At 44.3% G+C, this 23,015-nt stretch carries 22 protein-coding genes; 9 read left to right on the top strand and 13 right to left on the bottom strand.

Translation table 11 applies throughout. The annotated features are described in order from the left end of the window. Positions 1 to 7: 7 nt before the first annotated feature. Positions 8 to 238, top strand: a complete 231-nt coding sequence (locus DP116_RS08530) for a hypothetical protein (RefSeq protein ID WP_169154779.1) — start codon at positions 8 to 10, stop codon at positions 236 to 238. Further along, the gene (locus tag DP116_RS08525) at positions 238 to 639 is read left to right on the top strand and encodes a PIN domain-containing protein (RefSeq protein ID WP_169154786.1); all 402 of its coding nucleotides are present in this window, start codon (positions 238 to 240) and stop codon (positions 637 to 639) included. The genes DP116_RS08530 and DP116_RS08525 overlap by 1 nt, the downstream gene beginning before the upstream one ends. Before the next feature lie 144 nt (positions 640 to 783). On the opposite strand, the gene DP116_RS08520 is transcribed toward DP116_RS08525, so the two are convergent. Both DP116_RS08520 and clpS read right to left on the bottom strand, forming a co-directional pair. After that, positions 784 to 1,611 carry a CPBP family intramembrane glutamic endopeptidase gene (locus DP116_RS08520; RefSeq protein ID WP_169154778.1) on the bottom strand — a complete coding sequence of 276 codons (828 nt, stop codon included), beginning with the start codon at positions 1,609 to 1,611 and terminating at the stop codon, positions 784 to 786. Between the two features lie 14 nt (positions 1,612 to 1,625). Beyond that, positions 1,626 to 1,907 carry an ATP-dependent Clp protease adapter ClpS gene (gene clpS / locus DP116_RS08515; protein ID WP_169154777.1) on the bottom strand — a complete coding sequence of 94 codons (282 nt, stop codon included), beginning with the start codon at positions 1,905 to 1,907 and terminating at the stop codon, positions 1,626 to 1,628. Between the two features lie 203 nt (positions 1,908 to 2,110). On the opposite strand from clpS, the gene DP116_RS08510 reads away from it, so the two are divergent. Then, positions 2,111 to 2,467: a hypothetical protein gene (locus tag DP116_RS08510; RefSeq protein WP_169154776.1), complete on the top strand. Its 357-nt coding sequence runs from the start codon at positions 2,111 to 2,113 to the stop codon at positions 2,465 to 2,467. 29 nt (positions 2,468 to 2,496) lie between these two features. Here DP116_RS08510 and DP116_RS08505 read toward each other — a convergent pair whose 3' ends face one another. Beyond that, the gene (locus DP116_RS08505) at positions 2,497 to 3,672 is read right to left on the bottom strand and encodes a pyridoxal phosphate-dependent aminotransferase (RefSeq protein WP_169154775.1); all 1,176 of its coding nucleotides are present in this window, start codon (positions 3,670 to 3,672) and stop codon (positions 2,497 to 2,499) included. Between the two features lie 113 nt (positions 3,673 to 3,785). Here DP116_RS08505 and DP116_RS08500 point away from each other — a divergent pair, with 113 nt between their 5' ends. Then, positions 3,786 to 3,935 (top strand): hypothetical protein, encoded by a 150-nt coding sequence (locus DP116_RS08500; RefSeq protein ID WP_169154774.1) that lies wholly within the window; start codon positions 3,786 to 3,788, stop codon positions 3,933 to 3,935. Positions 3,936 to 4,168: 233 nt separating this feature from the next. On the opposite strand, the gene DP116_RS08495 is transcribed toward DP116_RS08500, so the two are convergent. Further along, positions 4,169 to 4,375 (bottom strand): hypothetical protein, encoded by a 207-nt coding sequence (locus DP116_RS08495; RefSeq protein WP_048871519.1) that lies wholly within the window; start codon positions 4,373 to 4,375, stop codon positions 4,169 to 4,171. 813 nt (positions 4,376 to 5,188) lie between these two features. On the opposite strand from DP116_RS08495, the gene DP116_RS08490 reads away from it, so the two are divergent. The 4 genes from DP116_RS08490 (at position 5,189) to DP116_RS08470 (ending at position 12,486) form a co-directional block, all read left to right on the top strand. Continuing rightward, a complete protein-coding gene (locus DP116_RS08490; protein WP_169154773.1) occupies positions 5,189 to 5,533 on the top strand; it encodes an STAS domain-containing protein in 345 nt (114 codons plus the stop codon). 121 nt (positions 5,534 to 5,654) lie between these two features. Further along, positions 5,655 to 8,567, top strand: coding sequence for a TIGR03936 family radical SAM-associated protein (locus DP116_RS29120; RefSeq protein ID WP_339381655.1), 2,913 nt, complete (start codon positions 5,655 to 5,657; stop codon positions 8,565 to 8,567). Between the two features lie 987 nt (positions 8,568 to 9,554). Beyond that, positions 9,555 to 11,657: a ribonuclease E gene (gene rne, locus DP116_RS08475; RefSeq protein ID WP_169154772.1), complete on the top strand. Its 2,103-nt coding sequence runs from the start codon at positions 9,555 to 9,557 to the stop codon at positions 11,655 to 11,657. Between the two features lie 145 nt (positions 11,658 to 11,802). Then, positions 11,803 to 12,486: a ribonuclease HII gene (locus tag DP116_RS08470; protein ID WP_169154771.1), complete on the top strand. Its 684-nt coding sequence runs from the start codon at positions 11,803 to 11,805 to the stop codon at positions 12,484 to 12,486. Between the two features lie 287 nt (positions 12,487 to 12,773). Here DP116_RS08470 and DP116_RS08465 read toward each other — a convergent pair whose 3' ends face one another. Then, the gene (locus DP116_RS08465) at positions 12,774 to 13,361 is read right to left on the bottom strand and encodes a DUF1997 domain-containing protein (RefSeq protein ID WP_169154770.1); all 588 of its coding nucleotides are present in this window, start codon (positions 13,359 to 13,361) and stop codon (positions 12,774 to 12,776) included. Positions 13,362 to 13,799: 438 nt separating this feature from the next. Here DP116_RS08465 and pheA point away from each other — a divergent pair, with 438 nt between their 5' ends. After that, the gene (gene pheA, locus DP116_RS08460; protein ID WP_169154769.1) at positions 13,800 to 14,690 is read left to right on the top strand and encodes a prephenate dehydratase; all 891 of its coding nucleotides are present in this window, start codon (positions 13,800 to 13,802) and stop codon (positions 14,688 to 14,690) included. Positions 14,691 to 14,743: 53 nt separating this feature from the next. On the opposite strand, the gene DP116_RS08455 is transcribed toward pheA, so the two are convergent. The 8 genes from DP116_RS08455 to DP116_RS08420 all read right to left on the bottom strand — a co-directional run bounded on the left by DP116_RS08455 (position 14,744) and on the right by DP116_RS08420 (position 22,673). After that, positions 14,744 to 15,394: an LON peptidase substrate-binding domain-containing protein gene (locus DP116_RS08455; protein WP_169154768.1), complete on the bottom strand. Its 651-nt coding sequence runs from the start codon at positions 15,392 to 15,394 to the stop codon at positions 14,744 to 14,746. 327 nt (positions 15,395 to 15,721) lie between these two features. Further along, a complete protein-coding gene (gene rpsJ, locus DP116_RS08450) occupies positions 15,722 to 16,039 on the bottom strand; it encodes a 30S ribosomal protein S10 (RefSeq protein WP_008232935.1) in 318 nt (105 codons plus the stop codon). 200 nt (positions 16,040 to 16,239) lie between these two features. Next, positions 16,240 to 17,469 (bottom strand): elongation factor Tu, encoded by a 1,230-nt coding sequence (gene tuf / locus DP116_RS08445; protein WP_169154767.1) that lies wholly within the window; start codon positions 17,467 to 17,469, stop codon positions 16,240 to 16,242. Positions 17,470 to 17,491: 22 nt separating this feature from the next. Next, positions 17,492 to 19,570 (bottom strand): elongation factor G, encoded by a 2,079-nt coding sequence (gene fusA / locus DP116_RS08440; protein WP_169154766.1) that lies wholly within the window; start codon positions 19,568 to 19,570, stop codon positions 17,492 to 17,494. Between the two features lie 164 nt (positions 19,571 to 19,734). Then, a complete protein-coding gene (rpsG, locus tag DP116_RS08435; protein ID WP_169154765.1) occupies positions 19,735 to 20,205 on the bottom strand; it encodes a 30S ribosomal protein S7 in 471 nt (156 codons plus the stop codon). A 907-nt stretch (positions 20,206 to 21,112) separates the two neighbouring features. Then, complete coding sequence (gene rpsL, locus DP116_RS08430; protein WP_048871271.1) at positions 21,113 to 21,490, bottom strand: 30S ribosomal protein S12; 378 nt, start codon at positions 21,488 to 21,490, stop codon at positions 21,113 to 21,115. Between the two features lie 96 nt (positions 21,491 to 21,586). Further along, positions 21,587 to 21,973 carry a HesB/IscA family protein gene (locus DP116_RS08425; protein WP_169154764.1) on the bottom strand — a complete coding sequence of 129 codons (387 nt, stop codon included), beginning with the start codon at positions 21,971 to 21,973 and terminating at the stop codon, positions 21,587 to 21,589. 271 nt (positions 21,974 to 22,244) lie between these two features. Further along, positions 22,245 to 22,673, bottom strand: coding sequence for a phosphomannose isomerase type II C-terminal cupin domain (locus tag DP116_RS08420; protein ID WP_169154763.1), 429 nt, complete (start codon positions 22,671 to 22,673; stop codon positions 22,245 to 22,247). Positions 22,674 to 23,015: the final 342 nt, after the last annotated feature.

Here is a 23,015-nt window from a genome sequence, read left to right as displayed (position 1 = left end):
AAAAGTTATGAGTCTACAGGAAGTTCTCAAGCAAGCATTGCAGCTTTCAACAGTGGACAAGGTGCGTTTGATTCAGCAAATTGCTCCTGAAATAGAACGCGAGTTAATCGACAACCCGCCTACTCCCCGTAAATTATTGTGGGGTTTATGTGCTGATTTGGGACAAGCACCTTCAGAATCGGAAATTGATGTAGCCCGTAGTGAGGAATGGGCTAACTTCTCACGGGAGGACATTTAATACTGCGTGCTGTCGCTGATACCCACGCAGTTATCTGGTATATTTTTGCTGATGCACGACTCTCGATTACTGCAAGAAATATGATCGCACAAATTGCATCTGCTGGCGATCAAGTTGCTTTCTCCTCAATTACCCTAGCTGAAATTGTCTACTTAAGCGAGAAAGGACGTATTTCTCCACTGACGCTTGAGAGACTGCTTGCAGTTGTTGACACAACTGATGCTGTACTAGCAGAAGTTCCATTTGATCGACATATAGCCCAAGCTTTGCGTTTAGTTGAGCGCACACAAGTGCCAGATTTACCAGATCGCATTGTCGCTGCTACAGCCTTGCATCTGGGAGTGCCAGTGATTAGTCGGGACAGCAAAATTAAACTATCCAGCATCAACACAATTTGGTGATGGAGGTAAAGAAATATAGTATTTGGTCATTCAAGGGCAATTTGATCATGCTTATGGGTTTTCTCAGGGGCGGCTATATTCGCAATCCCTTATAGTAGGGTGTGTCAGTACTTTGTCCGTAACCCAGCAAAACTCCATTTTTGATTATTCAAATTTCACTGCCCTCCCCCTCATCCACAACGCCAGCCCACCCAAAAACACCAACCCTATCACTCCTGCCAAAGGATTATCATTCACTCCCGTTACCCAGTCGGGAACTTGACGAGAATATTTCATCAATCCGCCAACATTAATAATGTAGTATCCCCAAACTAAACCACCATGTAAACCAATCGATAAACCTAGGCGTCCCCTGGAACTTCGCTTTGCCCATACCAGTGTTAACCCTAGCAACAATAAGCCAAAAAATTGTGGTGAGGTGCGAATGACTTCTGGCAGTGGTTTAATAAAGTGGGCGATCGCAAAAATGGTGGCATCTGTCCAAAGTACCACAGAGGGGCTATAATCCCGCTGCAGTTCATCCAATATCCACCCCCGAAAAAACAATTCCTCTGCAAACGCCACACCCAAACTGGTAATTAACCCTTCTAAAACGACTCTGAGCAAAAAAATATTGGGTTTTTGCCACACCAACCAACCCAGGAGTCCTTCTAAGCTAAATAGAATCAGAATGGTAATCAGCCCAATAGCCAAGCCGCGCACCAGTTCCACTTTATTGAGGCGTGTTCTTTCTAAACCATAGTGCCGAAATATCTGTCGCTGCTGGTATACATATTTGTTCCATATAGGGAGAAGCACGAAAAATCCAATTGCCAGCAGTACCATAGTCAAGATAGTGACTAAATTGGAATCATCTACCAACAAATAAATAGGTACGGCTATGGGCAACCATATTCCCACCAAAGTTAATATAAAACAGCCCAGCCTTATTGGGGCAGGGCGTTGGCGTAAACGGAGTAAAACTTTTTTCAATTCAAATAGCCCTACTATTCCTCAGGCTCAATTGTGCTGGTCAAACCATGATTTTTCAAGGTTTCGCAATAGAACTCAGCGTGTTCTTGAGCGCAAGTAATAACTAAGGCAAACCCATTGCTATGCGCTTCCATCATGATGCTAACAGCCTGAGGCTGGGTAAGGTTTGGCACTGTGGTTAATAAAACCCGTACCACATACTCCATAGGGTTGTGATCGTCGTTGTGGAGTAAAACGCGATACCTAGGGGCGATCTTGCGAGATGTTGAATTCTTCTGTAAAGTTTCGACAGACACGGCTCTTTACTCTTTTTTGGCTGAATTAGTACAGCAGAATATTTGTCAAAATATTGCTTAACACTTATTTATCTATTTTATAGCATACTCATACAAATGTGGGGTTAGTCAAAATTTTTGCGCTTCTGGGTTGATAGCTGCATGGCTTTGGTGTGTGTTGACACCTTATTCTCTTAGAATTGATAAAAATGCGCCTAAACTGCATGAACATGAGTGTGGAGTTTAAAGCAGGACAAATTGTGTATTTAGAGCATAGCGACAGGAGGCTGTACGCAGAAGTCATTCAAGTAGTCGTTTCCCGTCAGTTGTGTTGGGTACGTCCTTGGCTGCTGGTTGCCTTCACTCAAGAAATGCCGCAGATCATTGATCTGCGAGATGCTTCTGATCTGCTTTGGTGTATCAATTTATTTCAACCTGCCTTAGACACAGAAGTCATAGGTTTTTTAAGTGAGGTTTTGGCAAAACAACCAAAACCAGGACAGATTTTAGATGCCAAGCAACAACTCAATCAGTTTCTTCACGAAATTTGGCAAGCACAAAAAGAAAGTTCTGAGTGTTGAGGTGGAAATGACAACTTAGTATTTCTCATTCAGCACTGATAACGAATGCCTGCATCTCTCATACGTTGAATTGCTTCGTCCATCCGTTCTGAGGAAACAGTCAGGGCTATGCGAAAAAAGCCTTCTCCTGCTGCACCGTAACCACTGCCCGGAGGCACAAGAATGCCGCATTTCTCAAGTAGCAATGTCACAAATTCTTTGGAGGAATATCCTTGAGGAACAGGAACCCAAACATAAAGGCTTCCTTTAGGAGTTTCTATACACCAACCTAAAGATTGCAATCCTTTAACGATGATATCGCGACGCTTTTGGTAAACTGAGACTCTAGACTGGATTTCTGTAATATCTGTGGAGTAAGCGGCGATTGCGCATGCTTGAACTGCTTTAAAAACTCCAGAATCAATATTCGTTTTTACCTGTCCTAAACCCTTAATAGCAGTAGCATTACCAACAACAAAACCAATCCGCCAACCAGCCATGTTGTATGACTTAGACAGACTGTGAAATTCAATTGCCACTTCTTTTGCTCCCGGAACTTGCAGCACGCTTGGCGGTTTGTAACCGTCGTACGCTATTTCTGAGTAGGCATGGTCATGACACAACAGGATATCATACTGCTTGCAAAAAGCTACCAATTCCTCAAAAAATTCTAATGTTGCTACTGCCCCAGTAGGATTATTAGGATAGTTTATCCATAACAATTTAGCTTTTTGCGCTACTTCTTTAGGAATAGCATTGAGATCAGGCAAAAATTTATTTTCTGCCTTTAGAGGCATGGCATAAGGCTCACCACCAGTAAAGATAGTAGAAGTACGGTAGACTGGATAACCTGGATCTGGTATTAGGGTGTAATCTCCAACTTCTACGAAGCCTAAGAACGTATTGTGAATCCCTTCCTTTGAACCAATGGAAGAGATAACTTCTGTTTCTGGGTTTAATCCTGTTACTCCAAATCGGTATTCCATCCACATGGCAGTTGCCTTGCGAAATTCTTGAGTACCTCGGTAAGGTGGGTAGTCGTGAGTTGACGGATCATCTATCGCTTCATGCATTGCCTGAATGATGTGAGCAGGCGTTGGCTTGTCAGGATCTCCCTTTGCTATATTAATGATGTCAATTCCTTGAGCAACTAGTTCATGGTGTCTGCGCTCAATTTCGGCAAATAGATAAGGAGGAATTTTTTCTAAGCGTTGAGCAAACTGCATGGTGATGACTTCTGACTAATGCAAATGTGAAAGCACTGTCTTTTCAGTTTACGCCTTGCTATAACCTATAGATTTAACCTAAAAAAAAGTATCAGTAGTGACAAGATTCAAGCGTGATTATTGATACTAGAATTTATCTAATTTTAGTTTTTCCTGCTATTGAAGTTGGGTTCTCTTGTCCCTATGGCGTTCCGCCACGCGCTCGTCCCAAGGGGACACAGCGGTTGGGACGCTATCCGGACAAGGGAATGCTTAACGCTTAACAGTGAAGAAAACTTGTCCCAAAAGTTAGGTTTTTAGCACCATTATTTATTTATGAACAGAAGAAAAGAATTGTTTCAAGGCACGTAGTGCAATGAAACAAGAAGTCGGCAATCATTTCCCCTACTTTTACGTCAAGGAGATTTGCCTGTTCAGAGTTCAGAGTTCCCTCTTAATACTATAGTCTTTACTTAAGTTTACTTAATTTTCAGTAAAAAGCTGTCAATTCAAGCACTTAGAAGAAACAACCTGCACTTGGAACCAATTGAATACGACCAGCATCCATCTCTGCCATTAAGAGTTCTAAAGCTTCATAGTCAACGTCTGAAATGTGACCCATTTGTGTCAATTCTGAGTTGATTTCATTTTCTATTTCAGGAGTCAACTTTTTAATATCAAGAGCTTTTTCCACTAATCGACGAATAGAGTATTTCATTGTCATTCTGATTACACCCAGTATATAGGTAATCATTATCTATGGTATCATTAGGTATAAAACGTGATCAAAAGCTGTTTATGTAAGTGATCGAGATCACAATAATCTGGAAAGAAAAATCTGAAAACATAGTTCATTAGTGAGTCAACTATCTGTCAATGATCAACAAACTTCTTGCTCAGGTGGAAAAACGGCAAGCAGCAGGGTTGAGTGAAACAAGCCAAAAATCTACTTAAGCTAAGCAGTTAACAAACTAAATAGGCACCACAGTTTTTCAGTACGAGTGATGAAGCGGATGAAAATCTCTATCCCTTCTACCACGGCTTTGAACAACGGAAAGCTTTAGGGTTCTCACGGAGGAGCTTTCAGCCTACGGTGATTTCCTGTGTGTCTTATTTTTAAGATAGGTTTATGAGCAAAGTGACGATTGTAAGGTTAACCCTTCCTTTACCAATTCAATTGAAGCTCTATAGATAAATAAAGTTTATAGCTATAACTAGCACAGTGCTCACAGAAATAAACATACCATTAAACGAAGAGCGAAAAGGTTGTCATATAAATTTTTTAAATTTTGACTTCTAAAGTAGCGGTACTAGCTGTTTATCCTCGCCTCACCGGCAATTTGTGAAGATTATATTTTCCTAAATCGAAAAAAAAAGTATATTGAAATACAGTTACACTAAGGTTTTTGACAATCTTTAAACAGTAACTCTACAGCAATAAAGATTCAGCAAAGAGAACTAAGACGAATGGTCGATGTGAGAAGAAAAAGTTTATGGTCAAATACATCTAACCTTAAAGTTCAATAACTTTAAAACGATGCAAGTAGTACTAGACTATCCAAAAATAACTGTTATTAGCCCTCAAGGTTGCCTAAATGCCACAAACGCTTTAGAATTTGAAACAAATATAACGAAAGCACTGGCACAAGACGGGATTTCTTTCTTACTCGTAGACTTAGAGTATGTGGAATCCTTAGACAGCGCCGGTTTGATGGCTTTAGTGTCTGCACTCAAGCTATCTCACAAACTAGGACGACGCTTCAGCCTCTGCTCAGTTTCACCCTGTTTGAGAATTATATTTGAAATGACTCAATTAGATAGGGTTTTTGAGATATTTGAAGGTAAAGCGGCATTTGAAGCAGCTTGCTTCCCGATGCAATAAGTCATACTCAACTCATGTCTAAAAAAGTCTTAAGGAAAAATCAGTGAGTCTGTTGAAACACCATTAAAATGCTAAGGTTAAAAGTGAGTAGCTGTAATTAAGGTAGCTAAAAGATAGCACAGTGAGTGTTGCAGTTGAAAAGTTAATCACATCGGATATAGTAAAACCAGCTCGTTACCTAGGTAACGAGCTCTTAGCAGTTCATAAGCCTTGGGATACGGCAGAAATCCGTTGGGTTCTAACCTACCCGGAAATTTATGAAGTGGGCGCATCCAATTTAGGACACATTATCCTCTATAATATACTGAATGCCCAACCGCGTCAGTTATGTGATCGCGCTTACCTACCAGGATCGGATCTAGCAGCAAAACTACGGGCAACAAAGACACCATTGTTTGCCGTAGAATCTAGGCGAGCACTAACAGAATTTGACATTCTAGGCTTTAGCCTCAGTTATGAACTCGGAGCAACCAACATTTTAGAAATGTTGGACTTAGCTGGAATTCCCCTAACTTGGCAAGAACGTCTGGAGGTGGAGACAAAATCAGATGAGGGAGACGAGGAAGATGAGGGAGCAACATCTTCCTTCTCATCTCCCCGTACGCCCCTATCCTCTAACTACCCTCTGATTTTTGCCGGGGGACAGACCGCGACATCCAATCCGGAACCATACGCTGACTTCTTCGACTTCTTCGCCTTAGGAGATGGTGAGGAACTGTTGCCAGAAATCGGCTTAGTTTTGGAAGAAGGTAAAAAAGCAGGACTGAGTCGTAAAGAATTGTTGCTGGATTTAGCGCAGATACCAGGCGTCTATGTTCCTCTGTTTTATGATATGGCACAGGATGGGTCAGTTCATCCTAACCACCCAGATGTGCCAAAACAAGTTGTGCGGCGCATAGCAAGCCCAATGCCAGCCTATTCTATAGGGTTAGTTCCCTATATCCAGCCAGTGCATGACCGCCTGACAATTGAAATTAGGCGTGGTTGTACTCGTGGCTGTCGCTTCTGCCAACCAGGAATGCTGACTCGACCAGCACGAGATGTGGAACCAGAAAAGGTGGTGGAAGCAATAGATTCGGGAATGCGGCAAACAGGTTACAATGAGTTTTCTTTGCTGTCCCTAAGTTGTTCTGATTATTTATCCCTACCCGCAGTGGGGATGGAAATCAAGAATAGACTGAAAGATGAGAATATTTCTCTTTCTTTACCAAGCCAACGAGTTGATAGATTTGATGAAAATATTGCCAACATCCTTGGTGGTGTGCGGCAAGGAGGACTGACTTTTGCTCCAGAAGCAGGAACTCAAAGGATGCGAGATATTGTCAACAAAGGTTTGACAAATGAAGAGCTACTGCGGGGTGTAAAAACAGCTTGGGAACAAGGCTGGGACAAAATTAAACTTTATTTTATGATTGGCTTGCCAGGTGAAACAGATGCTGATGTGTTAGGCATAGCAGAAACGGTAAGCTGGTTAAAAAGGGAGTGTCGAGCGAAAAGTAGAAGAGCACTGTCATTTAACTTAACAATCTCTAACTTTACGCCCAAGCCTCATACACCTTTTCAGTGGCACTCTGTTTCCACTGCTGAATTTAAGCGCAAGCAAGAGTTACTGCGGCAAGCATTCCGCCGCATCAAGGACGTAAAGGTGAATTTCACTGATGTCCGTATTTCAGCGATGGAAGATTTTATCGGACGAGGCGATCGCCAACTCGCCCCAGTATTACGCCGTGCTTGGGAATTAGGAGCAGGGATGGATTCCTGGTTTGAGAGTGTTGAAAAAGCATTCTCAGCTTGGGAACAAGCCATCTTTGAAGCTGGTTTAGATTGGAAATATCGCCAAGTGGAGAAGGGCGAGTGGAACTTGTTTCCAACAACAGCAGAGGAAGAGAAAAAAAAGGAGGAAACGAGCGACTACGGAAACGAAGCCCTCACCCTTACGGGTGTGCGCTCCGCGCACGCCTTACGGCGAACAGCAGTTCCTACAACGGAACGGCAGGTGCTCCACTTGGGGAGCCACCCCCGTGGGCGGGTCTCCCGACTTGAGGGGAGTGGCGTGGAACCCCAAGACCGCACTGCCTCGGGAACCTCCGCAACGGACTGCTTCACTCTCTCACCCCCCTCCCTCGATTCACCCCTTCCTTGGGACCACATTAACACTGGTATTGACAAAAAATGGCTCCAGGAAGATTTGCAACGCGCTTTAGAAGCAGCAACTGTACCAGATTGCTCTTTTGAAGGTTGCTCTCACTGTGGTGTGTGTGGCACTGACTTTGGTCATAATGTTGTGATCGAGCCGCCTTCTATCCCAGAATTTGCTGGCGAGTTTGTCCCAAATACAATCAAAGCACAACGGCTGCGTGTGTGGTTTGGGAAGCAAGGAGGTTTGGCTTTAGTCGGACACTTAGATTTGATGCGCTTATTTGATAGATCTGTGCGACGAGCAGGATTGCCCATTTCTTTTACTGGTGGGTTTCATCCAAACCCTCGCATTTCTATTGCCCATGCTTTGCCTTTGGGAACTACAAGCAGTGGTGAAATTGTAGATTTTGAACTGACGCAACCAGTTGACTTGGAGACTTTTCGCCAAAAATTAGCTGATGCTCTGCCATTAGATATTCCTATATATCAGGTGCAACAGCTAGATTTAAAAGCAAGTGCAGCTAACCAAGCTCTGGAGGCGAGTGAGTATCTCATAACTGTGGCTTGCCTTATTGAGGCTACACCTGTAGAATGGCAAGGTTGGATTGAAGCCATCAAAGCCAAAGATGAGTTTTGGTGGGAACACACAACCAAGTCAGGCAAAACTCAGTTGGTAAATCTGCGCGATCGCTTATTTGAGTTAGAATTAGTAGAGTTGCCAAAACACCGAGAGCATCAGGAACAGCCTACAGTTACCCTGCGATATGTAGGTAGCTGTCGTCACGACGGGGTGCTATTGCGTCCCGAACAAGTCCTGTTTATGCTAGAACAAGTAGCAGGTATAGAACTCAATCTGCTGCAAATTCACCGGAATCGGCTAATTTTGGCAGTTTAGTTTTTTGGGGGCAATTTGCTAGTAATTGCCCTATTGTAGTACATTTGGGTAATTGATTTTTAACAAGGTTGCGTTAGAATGGAATGAAGAGAAATTTTCTGGCGCTGCATTGAGTGGACTGATTCACTACCCTGATACTCAGGGCGCAAAAGCAAAGATATTAGAGTGAAACTTCTAGGTTTTTTATCTAAGACAAACACCAGGCAGATTAATAACACTCTCTTTCCGCTCGGCTCGTGAATCAGCAATCACCAACAATAGGCTCGCTGGCTTCTCTGATTCTATGATTTTTAAAATTAATTGAATGCCCAATCTACAATTTAGGTAGTCTGAGTAACGAGTACCGAGTGTTGAGATAGTGTTGAGTCACGAGTGGCGAGTCCTGAGTGTAAAGAACCCAGAACTAACCCCTTCGGGTATCTCCTCCACCAGAGGCTAGGCGTAAGTCCCAAAGGGATACGCTGTGCTTACGGCAAGTGCTATTATAACCAGGGGAAACCACGCCAGGTGCTTCAACGGGACGCCAGGTGCTTCAAGTCGGGAAACCCGCCCAACGCACTGGCTCGGGAACCCCCGCAACGCACTGGCTCCCCAAGGGCGCACTGGCTTAGCAACTCACAAAACGCCGCCTGCTATAACTGGGGAGGTCAGCCAGTTTCCAAGGGTGGGGGAAAAACCCTCACACGGAATTAGCTCCCCAAGAGCGCAGTGGCTCCTTAAGACTCATAACTCAGGACTCAGCACTTTCCAGCGAAAGGGTATTGCATCAAAAATTAACCACGGACGGTTCATTTAATTGGTTAAATAATATGCAACCGTTCTAGATGGGTCAGGCTTGTCAACGCAATCGAGCGCGTAAATAGCTTTCTAGGTTTGAGCGAAGAAGCGCAATTTTTACGAGCAGCGCATAAGCGGGCTTGTTGGGGCGAGAGGTATAACAAACTGCCAAGTCTATCTGTGCTGCCAGTTTTTGAGGACAATAATTGAATGCCAAAACAAATTATCATCGCGGAACAGCATCAAATTGCTGCAGTATTTTCTGAAGACCAAATACAAGAACTCGTTGTAGCCACAGGACATCACCAAATCGGTGATATCTACCTAGGAGTCGTAGAAAATGTACTACCTGGGATAGATGCGGCTTTTGTTAATATAGGCGATCCAGAGCGCAATGGTTTTATTCATGTCACTGACTTAGGACCACTACGACTCCGACGTACAGCTGCAGCTATTACAGAATTATTAACACCGCAGCAAAAAGTATTAGTGCAAGTGATGAAAGAGCCAACAGGTACTAAAGGACCAAGGCTCACTGGGAACATTACCTTGCCAGGACGCTACGTTGTACTAATGCCATACGGTCGGGGAGTCAATTTATCACGCCGGATTAGGAGTGAAAGCGAGCGTAACCGTTTGCGTGCGCTGGCAATTTTGATTAAGCCAGCAGGGATGGGTTTGTTAGTTCGTACCGAAGCTGAAGGCAAACCAGAAGAAGCGATTATCGAAGATTTAGAATTGTTGCAAAAGCAATGGGAGGCAATTCAGCAAGAAGCACAATCAACACGTCCCCCAGCGCTGCTGAATCGGGATGATGATTTTATCCAGCGCGTGCTAAGGGATATGTACGGCGCAGATGTGAACAGAATTGTGGTAGACTCCAGTACTGGTTTGAAGCGAGTGAAGCAGTACTTGCAAAACTGGAGTGGTGGACAAACACCACAGGGGGTGTTGATAGACCATCACCGCGATCGCGCACCAATTTTAGAGTACTTCCGTATTAATGCTGCAATTAAAGAAGCTCTCAAGCCCAGAGTAGATTTACCTTCTGGAGGCTACATTATTATCGAGCCGACAGAAGCATTAACAGTGATAGATGTCAACTCTGGTTCATTCACGCGATCGGCAACAGCGAGAGAAACTGTTTTATGGACAAACTGTGAAGCCGCTACAGAAATAGCCCGTCAGCTGCGGTTGCGAAATGTTGCAGGAGTGATTGTCGTTGATTTTATTGATATGGAATCGCGGCGTGATCAACTGCATGTTCTAGAACATTTCAACAAAGCACTAAAAGCAGACAAAGCTCGTCCCCAGATTGCTCAACTTACTGAGTTAGGTTTAGTAGAACTCACTCGCAAACGTCAAGGTCAAAATATTTACGAATTGTTTGGAACAGTTTGTTCCACTTGCGGCGGTTTAGGGCACATTGTCCACTTACCAGGAGAAACTGAAAGCCGACCCCTCGCACCAACAGAATTACCAGACCGCTTTGCATCCTCCTCGTCCTATAAAGAACCACGTCTACCAGTTACTCGACCGACTGAATCACGGGAAACCTTGGAAGGATATGGGGAAGCATACGAGAGTGACAATGATTTAGCTGCTTTGAATCTGGTCAATCATCCCAGCTACCAAGAAATGACCGATAGCAGAAAGCGTCGTACTCGGCGTAGTACGCGCGTAGAAAGGCTAAATGGGGGAAATGGCAAAGATGAGCCACGGGTTGGGGCTAATAACCCTTTGGCGTTTCTGAACGAGCCAGACTTGGAAATAGATGATGAGCCTGAACTCCCAGCTCCATCAGAGGTCTCCTCACCCAGTATTAGCAAACCTTCTTGGGGTAGTGACAGAGTCATCGAACGTAGCCATAAAGTGGTGACAAAGGTAGAGCCAATCAAGCCAGTGGTAGAACCACCGGAGATTGTAACTGTAGAAATGTCGTCTCAGGAACAAGATGTCTACGCCCAGATGGGAGTTTCTCCGTTGGAAAAATTGAATCGGGAGGTCAGAAATCCCAAATCTGTAATTATCAACGTCACCCTACCTGGACACAGTCCTGCAACACCGACTGAATCAACCTCAGAATCACCTGTCTCTCCAAGAGTCACCCCTGTAGTCACACCCGATCTACCAAGCGAATCAATTCCAGAAACAACATCTGATGTATCGGATGATGTATCGGATGATGTATCGGATCTTCCCGTAATCACAGAAGATGAAAGTGAAGTAACCAGTAGCGTAAGTGATAAGCGCCGCCGTCGCCGTCGTTCCTCCTCTGTGGAGACAGATACATACACTGCATCTGAAACCTAACAAACTTATGATCAACACGGAGAAAACTGTCAGTTCTACTCGGTTGTCAGCACCCAACACAGAGTAAGTAATAAGCGCCGCCGTCGCCTTCGTTCCTCCTCTGTATAGACAGATACATAAACTGCATCTAAAAGCTAACAAACTTATGATCAAGACGGAGAAAACTGTCACTTCTACTCGGTTGTCAGCACCCAACACAGAGATGAGGTGGCTAGATTTTTCCATGGTGTCAAGTACTCAAGGGCTGTTTGCAGGTGTGGATGAAGTAGGACGAGGTGCTCTATTTGGTCCTGTGGTAGCAGCAGCAGTGATACTACCAGAGAGCGCTTTGTCACAACTCACAGCAGCTGAAATTAAAGATAGTAAAAAGCTATCCAGTTCTCGAAGAGTGCGGCTAGCGCAACAAATCTGTGCGCTGGCTATAGACTGGAAAATCGGTTTTGCTTCAACAGCTGAGATTGACCAGATGAATATTCTTCAAGCAACAATGCTAGCAATGAAGCGGGCTGTTCTCAAGTTAAAGGTGCAGCCTGCTTTGTGTTTAATTGATGGCAATCAGTTAGTAAAAGACTTGCCACTGACACAACAAACGATAGTCAAGGGAGATGAGCGCTGTATTGCGATTGCCTCTGCTAGTATTATTGCAAAAGTTTGGCGTGATGACCTTATACTTCGCCTCGCTTCTAAGTACTATATGTATGACTTGGAACGCAACAAGGGTTATGGAAGTCAGCGACATCTCATGGCACTGCAAAAGTATGGACCTTCACCATTACATCGCAAATCCTTTCGTCCTTGTCAAATCACAGTACTGAGTTCTGCTACATAGAACTTATCCATAGTTGTTCACGACAACTACTTTATCTAGCTTGAAAATAGGGAACTCTTAACAGGGAACAGCTTAAGAGGTCTTTTTATGTATCCTGATGTACGCAGTTCATAACGGCTACTTTGGTGTTTCTATCAACACAGACAGCTTTTACTTGTTCACAAGCGTATATTCGGAACTAGCTGATCCTAATCTATTGAGAATTAACTCAATAACGTGACATCTGCATAGATTTATGTACATCTGTAGTTGATCACAATTGTGTGTTCAAAAAGACTAAAACTTCTTCATAATTGCTCTGGGTTGAAGAGCGGCATACTTTTATCCTCAAGCGCTTTTTCTCGGGTTTGCAATATCACCCAACGGGAGTAATCTGCTAGAAGTTGATGTAGTAATCTTTGCTTAACTGTCAACAAAACACTTTTTAGTAAACCATTGCCTGTTGCTTCTAGTATTGGCTTAGGCGTATAGGAAAATGGTGGGGGGAAATCTACCAACACTTCTAAATCGGCTCTTCCTTTGATCACGGTGCTAGTAACTTGCTGTTCCGGCAATAAATACCCTTTCAAATTCAATGCAAAGCGCTGGTTGATATACTCTACACCAAGGATTTCACAATTTAGTGATCGTAGATAAATCGTTCCATTTGATTCAGCCCAGACTCTCATGTCTACAGTTGGTTGAATGCTCAGTGACATAAAGTTCAGAGGACGCATTTTCAACCGAAATACTTCTTCTGAAAGTTGTTGGATACGGCTAGGGTCAACTAAAGCGTTGACCAAGCGTTGAGGTTGACGTAAGTAATGCTGAATCGGAATGGGCTGTTCTGGGATAGGAATTTCGATTGATTGATAGGCAGTAAATCGAGTAGACATGAGTTTTTTAAAATATCTGTTAAATAATTGTAATATTTTCTTAAACATTTGTGTTCGTCATCAGTCATAAGTGAGCCAGCGCGGACGCCACATGCCAAGTGAGGGAAACCCTCATCAAGCAGTGGCTCGTCTTGGGGAGCCAGCGCTCGGCTAGAGTTTCCCGACTTGTAGACGCCGCTCACGGCGTAGCCGTGGCCGTACCCACTGGGCGGCTTCCCGTAGGGTAGCACAGCCGCGTGGTTTCCCCCATGAGCGACTGGCATACCCATAAGGGTTATGAGTCATAACTCATTTGTATGGAAAGAAGTTTATTATGTCTGATAACAAGTCACAACACTCAATATAAATAAAATTCCCTCCACTTGATTGCGGACGTCAACTGACTTCACACTCGCGTTGCGGAATGAGTGTTGAACTATCCACACAAAACTAAACTTCATGAATTTATCGATTGCACATTTGGGACCTATTGGCACGTACACAGAACAAGCAGCTCTTTTTTATCTCAACTGGTTGACAAAAAATACGGGGGTTGAAGCTGTTTTATGCCCTTATCCCAGCAATGCTCAGACATTACGAGCCGTTGCCCAAAAAGAGGCACAATTGGCTGTTGTACCTGTGGAAAATTCTATTGAAGGCAGTGTGACCATGACACTGGATACATTATGGCAACTAGATAGTTTGCAAGTTCAGTTGGCTTTGGTTATGCCCATTTCTCATACATTAATTTCTTGTGCTCAAAGCTTAGAAAATATCAAAACAGTTTATTCTCATCCACAAGCATTGGCACAATGTCAGCTATGGTTAGAGCGGTTTCTTCCCAATGTAACGCTCATTCCAATGAATTCCAACACAGAAGCACTACTGCAACTAAAGCAAGACTTAACTGCGGCGGGTATTTCATCCCAACGGGCAGCGCAACTCTACAACTTGCCCATAATAGCAAGCGGGATTAACGACTATCCCGGAAACTGTACTCGTTTTTGGGTGGTCAGTCAAAATCATTTACCAATCTCCCACCCCACTGTTTCAGAATGTGCTCGTCACACATCCATTGCTTTTAGTGTTCCTGCTAACATACCAGGGGCGTTGGCGAAACCTCTACAGGTATTAGCTCGTCTAAATCTTAATCTCAGTAAAATTGAATCTCGCCCAACAAAGCGTTCTCTTGGAGAATACCTATTTTTTATTGATCTCGAAGCTGATGCATCCGAACCAAAAGCGCAATCTGCTCTAGCAGAAATATCTTCCTATACAGAGATATTAAAAATTCTTGGCAGTTACAATGTTTTACCAATTAACGCTCTTAGTGAAGCAGTTAGTGGTTAATATTTAGTTGTTATGAAACGACTAATAACCACTAACGACTAACCATTCACAACTCACAACTTCTGATTAAAGGTGTCCTTGAGAACGGTACGAGCTGCCAAGTGGTTACGAGTGGAAGTGAGAATTTCTGCTTCCCGTTCTAAACGAGTAGCAGTGTCCTGCATTTCTAACAATGTCTGCTGCTCTGTAGCAACACCATAAAGGTTACTTGCTACCCAGTAAGATAACTCTGTTGGTAAATTTGGCAAATCTTCTGGTAGTTCGATGTTTTGCTCAGTTAACTTAGCTGACAGACGCACAACATCTCTTAGTAATTGTTCTACATCAGCAGCCAAAGGTCGCAAATTTTTTGTTGGAGGGTTGTCTGAAATCCACTCAACCAAGCCTACTCGATACGGCTTTTCACGGACATACTTTAAAAGACGAAATCTTTGTTGACCCAATGTCCACATCTTTATGCGGTCATCTGGTAGTCTCTCATGATGAACAATTTCTGCACAGCAGCCAACGTTAGCAATCGTGCCTTTCATCGGATCTACCATCAAAACCCCGAACCTGCGATCGCTCTCCAAAATTGTATTCATCATAATTCGGTAGCGAAATTCAAAAATGTGCAGGGGTAAGGGTCTTGTTGGAAATAGAACTACTTCTGGTAACGGGAACAGAGGTAGTTCGCAAACTGCAATTTTAGAAGAGGATGTCATTGTTACCTTGGTATAAATTTAATCTTAAAAAGCTTTTCTTCTCTGCTTTTTCCCGCATTTTTCTACATTCTATCATTTTGATTTTAATGCTAATAAAAAGCCCCGAAATATATTTTTTCAGGGCTATGTTATGATTTATACAAAAATAATTATGAGTTCTTGGTAAGCGAGTGCGTTGCCAACAGTTGTCTGTTGAGCCTAAGCACTAGCAAATATAGCGTTTCTGGTGTTACGTGCAATACACGGGTGTAGTGAAAGTGCATGCACTTTCACATTCTTCGTGGTGATGTATGTGATTCAAATGAGAACCGCTATAATCAATTCACATTAAAGCTTAACTTCGATGTCTACACCGGATGGTAGATCTAGTTTCATCAAGGCATCAATGGTTTTAGAAGAAGGTTGGTAGATGTCGATAATCCGACGATGAGTACGGGTTTCAAAATGTTCCCGTGAGTCTTTATCTACGTGGGGCGATCGCAACACACAGTAGATTCGGCGTTTTGTAGGTAAAGGAATTGGTCCTATGGCTGTCGCATTGGTGCGGTTTGCTGTGTCTACAATCTTCTCGCAAGATGTGTCCAGCAAGCGGCGGTCAAAAGCCTGTAAACGAATTCTAATCTTTTGCTGCTGTAGAGTTGCCATCTTTAATTTTCCAGGTTCTGGTGAGTTGAGATTTAGGGATTAGAGACCACTCCAGACGAACGATTGGGAAATAAGCTTTCCAATACCCCTTGAAGGAGTGCGTTTCTGTGTGGAATTGTTGTAACGTGTTCATGGACACGAAAGGAGCAGAGTGGATATTATACCATCTCTGCTCCTTTTTTAGTTAAGGTGCAAAGCTGCTACTTAAGGATTTTTGAAACGACACCAGCACCGATGGTACGACCACCTTCACGAATTGCAAAGCGCATTCCTTGCTCAATCGCGATCGCGTTGATGAGTTCCACAGTCACCTTAATACGGTCTCCGGGCATCACCATTTCAGCAGCAGTGCCATCGTCAGCAGTGAACTCTTTGATTGTGCCAGTCACATCGGTTGTCCGCACATAGAACTGAGGACGGTAGCCTGGGAAAAATGGAGTTTTGCGACCGCCTTCTTTTTCTGTTAAGACGTATACTTCACCTTCAAATTGTGTGTGCGGGGTGATTGAACCAGGCTTAGCGATAACCATGCCCCGTTCTATATCAGCTTTCTGTATACCACGCAACAGTATTCCGGCGTTATCACCAGCCATACCTTCTTCAAGACTCTTCTTGAACATCTCGATACCGGTTACGGTGGTGCTGCGAGTATTTCTAATGCCTACTAACTCTACGTTGTCGCCGATTTTGACTTTACCCCGCTCAATACGTCCGGTAGCTACGGTACCACGACCTGTGATGGAGAACACGTCTTCCACTGCCATCAAGAAGGGCTTATCTACATCGCGCTCTGGTGTGGGGATATAAGCATCTACAGCATCCATCAGTGCGTAGATTTTATCTACCCAAGGATTGCTACCTTTCTGTGTCTTGGGGTTAGCAGTCATTGCTTCCAACGCCTGTAGACCAGAGCCTTTGATAATGGGAATGTCGTCACCAGGGAAATCGTAGTCAGATAGCAATTCTCGAAGTTCCAGTTCCACTAGTTCTAGGAGTTCTTCGTCATCCATTAAGTCTTCCTTGTTCAAGAAGATCACCAGACTGGGAACGCCGACCTGTTTTGCCAGCAGGATGTGTTCGCGGGTTTGGGGCATAGGACCATCAGTAGCAGCAACTACGAGGATGGCACCATCCATCTGAGCCGCGCCTGTGATCATGTTCTTCACATAGTCAGCATGTCCGGGGCAGTCCACGTGAGCATAGTGCCGCTTCTCGGTTTCATACTCAACGTGGGCCGTATTGATGGTAATACCCCGCGCTTTTTCTTCTGGTGCGTTATCGATTTGGTCGTAGCCTTTCGCCACAGCTTGACCCATTGCTGCCAAGGTCATGGTGATGGCTGCCGTTAACGTAGTTTTACCGTGGTCAACGTGTCCAATAGTACCGATGTTAACGTGGGGTTTATTCCGTTCAAACTTTGCGCGTGCCATTAATGCTAATTTCCTTTACTAACTAACCGTTCCCTTTGCTTTTAGCTATGATTGCCTCAGCCACGTTGCGAGGCACTTCTTCATAGTTGCTAAACTCCATTGAGAAGATGCCCCGACCTTGGGTCTTTGATCTGATATCAGTGGCGTAGCCAAACATTTCTGCCAATGGGACTTTAGCAGTCACTTTGGCAAGGCCCTGCTCAGATCCCATCCCCTCAATTTGCCCACGACGGGAATTGAGATCTCCCATCACATCCCCAAGGAAGTTTTCGGGAACTTCTACCTCAACTTTCATCATAGGCTCTAACAGGACGGGTGCTGCTTTCATCACAGCTTCCTTCATCGCCATTGAGCCAGCGATTTTGAAAGCCATTTCTGAAGAGTCCACATCATGGTACGATCCATCAACCAGCGTTGCTTTGACATCAATCAGCGGATATCCAGCAAGAACACCCGATTCGCAGCTTTCTTTCATTCCCTGTTCTGCTGGTCCAATGTACTCTTTAGGTACGGTACCGCCAACAATTTTAGAGACGAATTCAAAGCCGGTTCCTGGTTGTCCTGGCTCCAAGTCGATCACAACGTGACCGTACTGACCTTTACCACCGCTTTGGCGGATGAATTTACCTTCAATTCTGTTAACCTGCTTGCGAATTGTTTCGCGGTAAGCAACTTGTGGCGCACCAACGTTTGCTTCCACTTTGAATTCGCGTAACATCCGGTCTACTAGAATTTCTAGGTGTAGTTCTCCCATCCCTGCAATCACGGTTTGGTTGGTTTCCGGATCGACGTGAACGCGGAAGGTGGGGTCTTCTTCCGAGAGAGATTGCAGAGCCTTGGACAGCTTGTCCATGTCGTTCTTGGTTTTGGGTTCAACCGCCACCGAGATCACAGGCTCCGGAATGAACAGCGATTCCAGAATCACTGGTGAGCTTTCATCAGAAAGTGTGTCACCTGTCAAGGTGTCTTTTAATCCCAATGCGGCTCCCAAATCGCCTGCCCGCATTTCATCTACGTCAATCCGGTCATCTGCTTTCAATATCACTAAACGAGAAATTCGTTCTTTCTTGTTCTTAGTGGCATTGAGGACGTAGCTGCCCTTCTTCAGAACACCGGAATAAACACGAACGAAGGTTAGACGACCGTAGGGGTCAGCCATAATCTTGAAGGCTAGAGCCGACAGGGGTTCGTTGTCGTCGGCGCGGCGCTCGACAGTTTCACCATTTGGCAGTGTACCTTGAATTGGCGGTACATCGATTGGTGCTGGCAGGTAATCTACTACCCCATCCAACAGCAGTTGTACACCTTTGTTTTTAAATGCTGAGCCGCAAAGCACTGGCACAATACTACCTTTAACGGTGCCTTTACGCAGAGCTGTACGGATTTCGTCTTCGGTCAGTTCCTCGCCCTCGAAGTACTTGGTCATCAGGTCATCACTAGTTTCTGCTACCGCCTCAATCAATTTAGTGCGGTACTCTTCTACCTGAGAGAGCAGATCTTCGGGGATGTCCGTGTCTTGGATATCCGTTCCCTGGTCGTTGGTGTAGATGTATGCACGCATCCGCACCAGGTCAACAATACCTTGGAACTCGGTTTCACTGCCAATGGGCAACTGAATGGGAATGGCATTTGTTCGCAGGCGATCGCGCACTTGGTCGTAAACTTTGTAGAAGTTCGCGCCAGTGCGATCCATCTTGTTAATAAAAACAATCCGAGGCACTTTATAGCGATCTGCCTGACGCCACACGGTTTCTGTTTGGGGCTGCACGCCACCTACAGAACATAAAACTGTGATCACACCATCCAGTACCCGCATGGAACGTTCCACTTCAATTGTGAAGTCCACGTGTCCTGGAGTATCAATAATGTTAATTTGATGATTTTTCCAACTGGTACTAATAGCAGCAGCGGTGATCGTAATTCCTCGCTCCCTCTCTTGTTCCATCCAGTCAGTTACAGCGGTTCCTTCATGAACCTCACCAATCTTATGAATTATCCCAGAGTAAAATAATATTCTCTCTGTTGTCGTTGTTTTGCCCGCATCTATATGCGCCGCAATACCTATATTGCGTACTCTCTCTAGCGGGTTCGTACGTGCCACAGCTGCCTCCTATAGTTTTCGCCTCATGATATCTTGTATATTACACTTTGTTAAGATATTATACTCTTACGGAAAACCGTCTTTTCCTAAGTAAATATACATTACATTCCGCTACAGTCACGATATATCAACCGATGTTAGACGCGCCATAGCGCGTCTTTGCATTAGTAGCGATAATGAGCAAACGCTTTGTTTGCTTCTGCCATGCGGTGCGTTTCTTCACGTTTGCGAATCGCATTCCCGCTTTCGTTTGCAGCATCCATTAATTCATTTGCCAGTTTGCTTGCCATTGTCCGACCTGGACGTTGTCTGGAATACTGTACTAACCAACGTAGTGCTAAGCTTGTACCTCGTTCCGCACGCACTTCCATTGGGACTTGGTAGGTTGCCCCACCAACTCGACGAGCTTTCACTTCTACTAAAGGTGTAGCATTGCGCACAGCTTTTTCAAAGGTTTCCAACGGATCGCCACCAATCCGTTCCTCAATTGTTTTCATAGCAGCATAAACAATGCGTGAGGCGAGAGATTTTTTGCCATGACGCATGATCCGCCTAGTAATCATGCTGATGAGGCGACTGTTGTATACAGAGTCCGGTGGAACCGGACGCTTTTTAATAACACCACGACGAGACATACTTAAACCTTTAGTTCTGAATCGGGAGACTACATGCTATATGTTATCGAACACCGGCATTTCTCAACGCTAAATGCCACCGTCCAAATTTTTTTCAGAAGTTTCACTGCGATTGCAGCTACACTGACTGACAAAAAATGCTGTCCTTAACGAGAGGAAGCGACAAAATTATATACTGTGACTGACCCTACTTATTCAACTCTTACAAGCAATATACTATTGCTCTTGGTGTTGATTTTTTGACAACCTCCCTAAGGAGGCTGAAGGCTGTTCGTCTAAAGACGTGCCGAAGGTTTCGTTGAGGATTCCAAGAGTTGTCTCCCAGAATTTCCTGCTTTATCCCCTCTTAACTAGACGAGCAAAACTAGCATTTTCACCCGTCCCCGCCAGATCGAGTTAGCAGGCTTTTTCATTTAACGTCCACCTAGTACCCCGAGACGATATGGAGTTGCGCGTACTTTGAGCAATACACATCGGTAGATACAGTTAACAGTCCTGCTAGACTTTCTGTACCAGATTCACGCCTCGTCTGCCTGACCGACCGATGGGTGTTACCAGAAAATTTTATCGCGCTTTTATGCCGACTCTCAGCCGAGTTTGGCGCAAACACAAACTCATTTTTAAGAACAAAACTTCCTGCTTAAGCAATGAAATCTCACTCAAATTTGTGTCAAAAAGCTCTCTGTTCTAAATCAGAAACTGCTGAACAGAACATAGTGCTTGATTTCACTTAGCAAAGCCAATTGCTATGTCCTGCGCTACCGGCGATTTGTAGACTCCTCGGGTCGTAGGGAAAGCTACCGTTAAGAAGAAGCACTCCTACGCCAAACACTTGCACACTCAGGAGGTTACCCAAGTTAGGCAAAGTGTCCGTTGGTGTCTAGAGGATTGATGACTCATAGCTATTCTATTTAGCTTTAGCACGCTTAGTTCCATACTTGGAACGACCTTGCTTGCGGTCTTTGACTCCGGCTGTATCTAAAGTTCCACGGACAATGTGGTATCTCACGCCTGGTAAGTCCTTAACGCGACCGCCGCGAATCATCACAACAGAGTGTTCTTGTAAGTTATGACCAATGCCTGGAATGTAAGCTGTCACTTCAAATCCAGAGGTTAACCTTACCCTTGCGACTTTACGTAGAGCTGAGTTTGGCTTTTTCGGTGTGGTCGTATATACTCTAGTACAAACGCCCCGACGTTGAGGGCATTGCTTTAGAGCTGGGGACTTGGTTTTCTGACGCGCTTGTTCGCGTTCGTTACGTATTAGCTGCTGTATGGTTGGCATGGGTTACAGCGCGAGAAGCTGCCTTTAGTCTAAGTTTTTACAAATCCTAATTATATCTTTTTTTGTGCTTTTGTGTCAAACTTGTTTGTGAATTAGTCATTGAGTTGTAGAAAAAGAGTTACCACATCCACAAGTCGCATTAGATATGGGGTTGTAGAAGCGAAAGCCACCGCCCATCAAATCCTCTGAATAGTCCACAGTCAACTCATTGACGTATTTTAAGCTTTCGGCATCTATGACAATTTGAATATCATAACACTCAAAAATGCGTTCGTTCCTTTGGGACGGCACCAAAGCAGCATCGCCCGAAGAAGCGCTGCCTTCTGGGTCATCGCCAACTTGTAGCCCTTGTTCAAAGGACATATCATAATACCATCCAGAGCAACCTCCAGGTTTAACAGCCAAACGAAACAAGACATTTGGGTGTTGCTTTGATTTTAATCGCCTGATTTCATTTGCGGCAGATGGACTCAATTGGATCATAAAAGCGGCAAAGCGATTTAAAAACTTATCAATGAAAAACTCGGTTTCTTGAAGAAACCGAGTTTTCTCAAAATAGCATATTTTGTCTAACTTTTGCTTGTTGCTTATTTCAGCCGGAACTGCCTACTCCTTTCCCGCCAAAAGATTACTGATTTTCAAACCGCACGAGGCGCAATAGATCGCACCAGAAAATAGATTTCGCTGTCAGAGGTAATTAAGAAGTGGGAAGGGAGTAACAAGCATATTTTCAATTCATGCTTTGATAAAGCTATTATTGATTTTTCTCTTGAACGCGGGCGTAGTCGTCTTGGTAACGCACAATATCATCTTCTCCTAAATATTCTCCATTTTGAACTTCAATTAACACCAAAGGAATCACACCAGGATTCTCTAATCGATGAGCTGTACACTGCGGTACATAGGTTGACTGATTATTGCTGAGGAAAATTTCTTCATCACCACAGACAACTTTGGCAGTACCACAAACGACAATCCAATGTTCGCTACGGTGGTGGTGCATTTGCAAGCTGAGGCGGTGTCCAGGCTTAACTTCAATACGCTTAATTTTGTATCCACGCCCTTCTTCTAAAACGGTAAATGAACCCCAGGGACGAAGCTCAGTTGCAGCGACACCTCTTGGCGTGACAGATGGGGGAAGGGGCAATGTGTTAGCTTGTGTTGCTTCTTGAATTTGAGCCATATTTACCTCGTGTTATGACACAACAGACTGTCAGTGCTCTTGAATCATTGAAAAAGACAAGGCGTGATGTTGCAAAGGTGGAGATCAGCAATCCACGCCACCTCTGGCAAAGATAACACGCATCAGGTGGGGGAGTGTTATCAATCACCTCTGAAACTAGTGTGTCTATACCAAGTCTTCATTAACTCACGTGGCAACTTATTCTCAACTTTAAAGTTAAGAAGCAAGATTAAGAGGGAACAGGGAACTCTTAACAGGGAACAGGGAATAGGGAATAGGGAATAGGGAACGTGCGATTCGTTGGTAACTGAATCACGGTACTCAGCCCGCACATAAGTTACC

The organism is Brasilonema bromeliae SPC951 (assembly GCF_012912135.1).
Lineage (GTDB): Bacteria > Cyanobacteriota > Cyanobacteriia > Cyanobacteriales > Nostocaceae > Brasilonema > Brasilonema bromeliae.
Note: the sequence above shows the minus strand (reverse complement) of the source record. Positions and strands in the feature narration are given on the sequence as shown.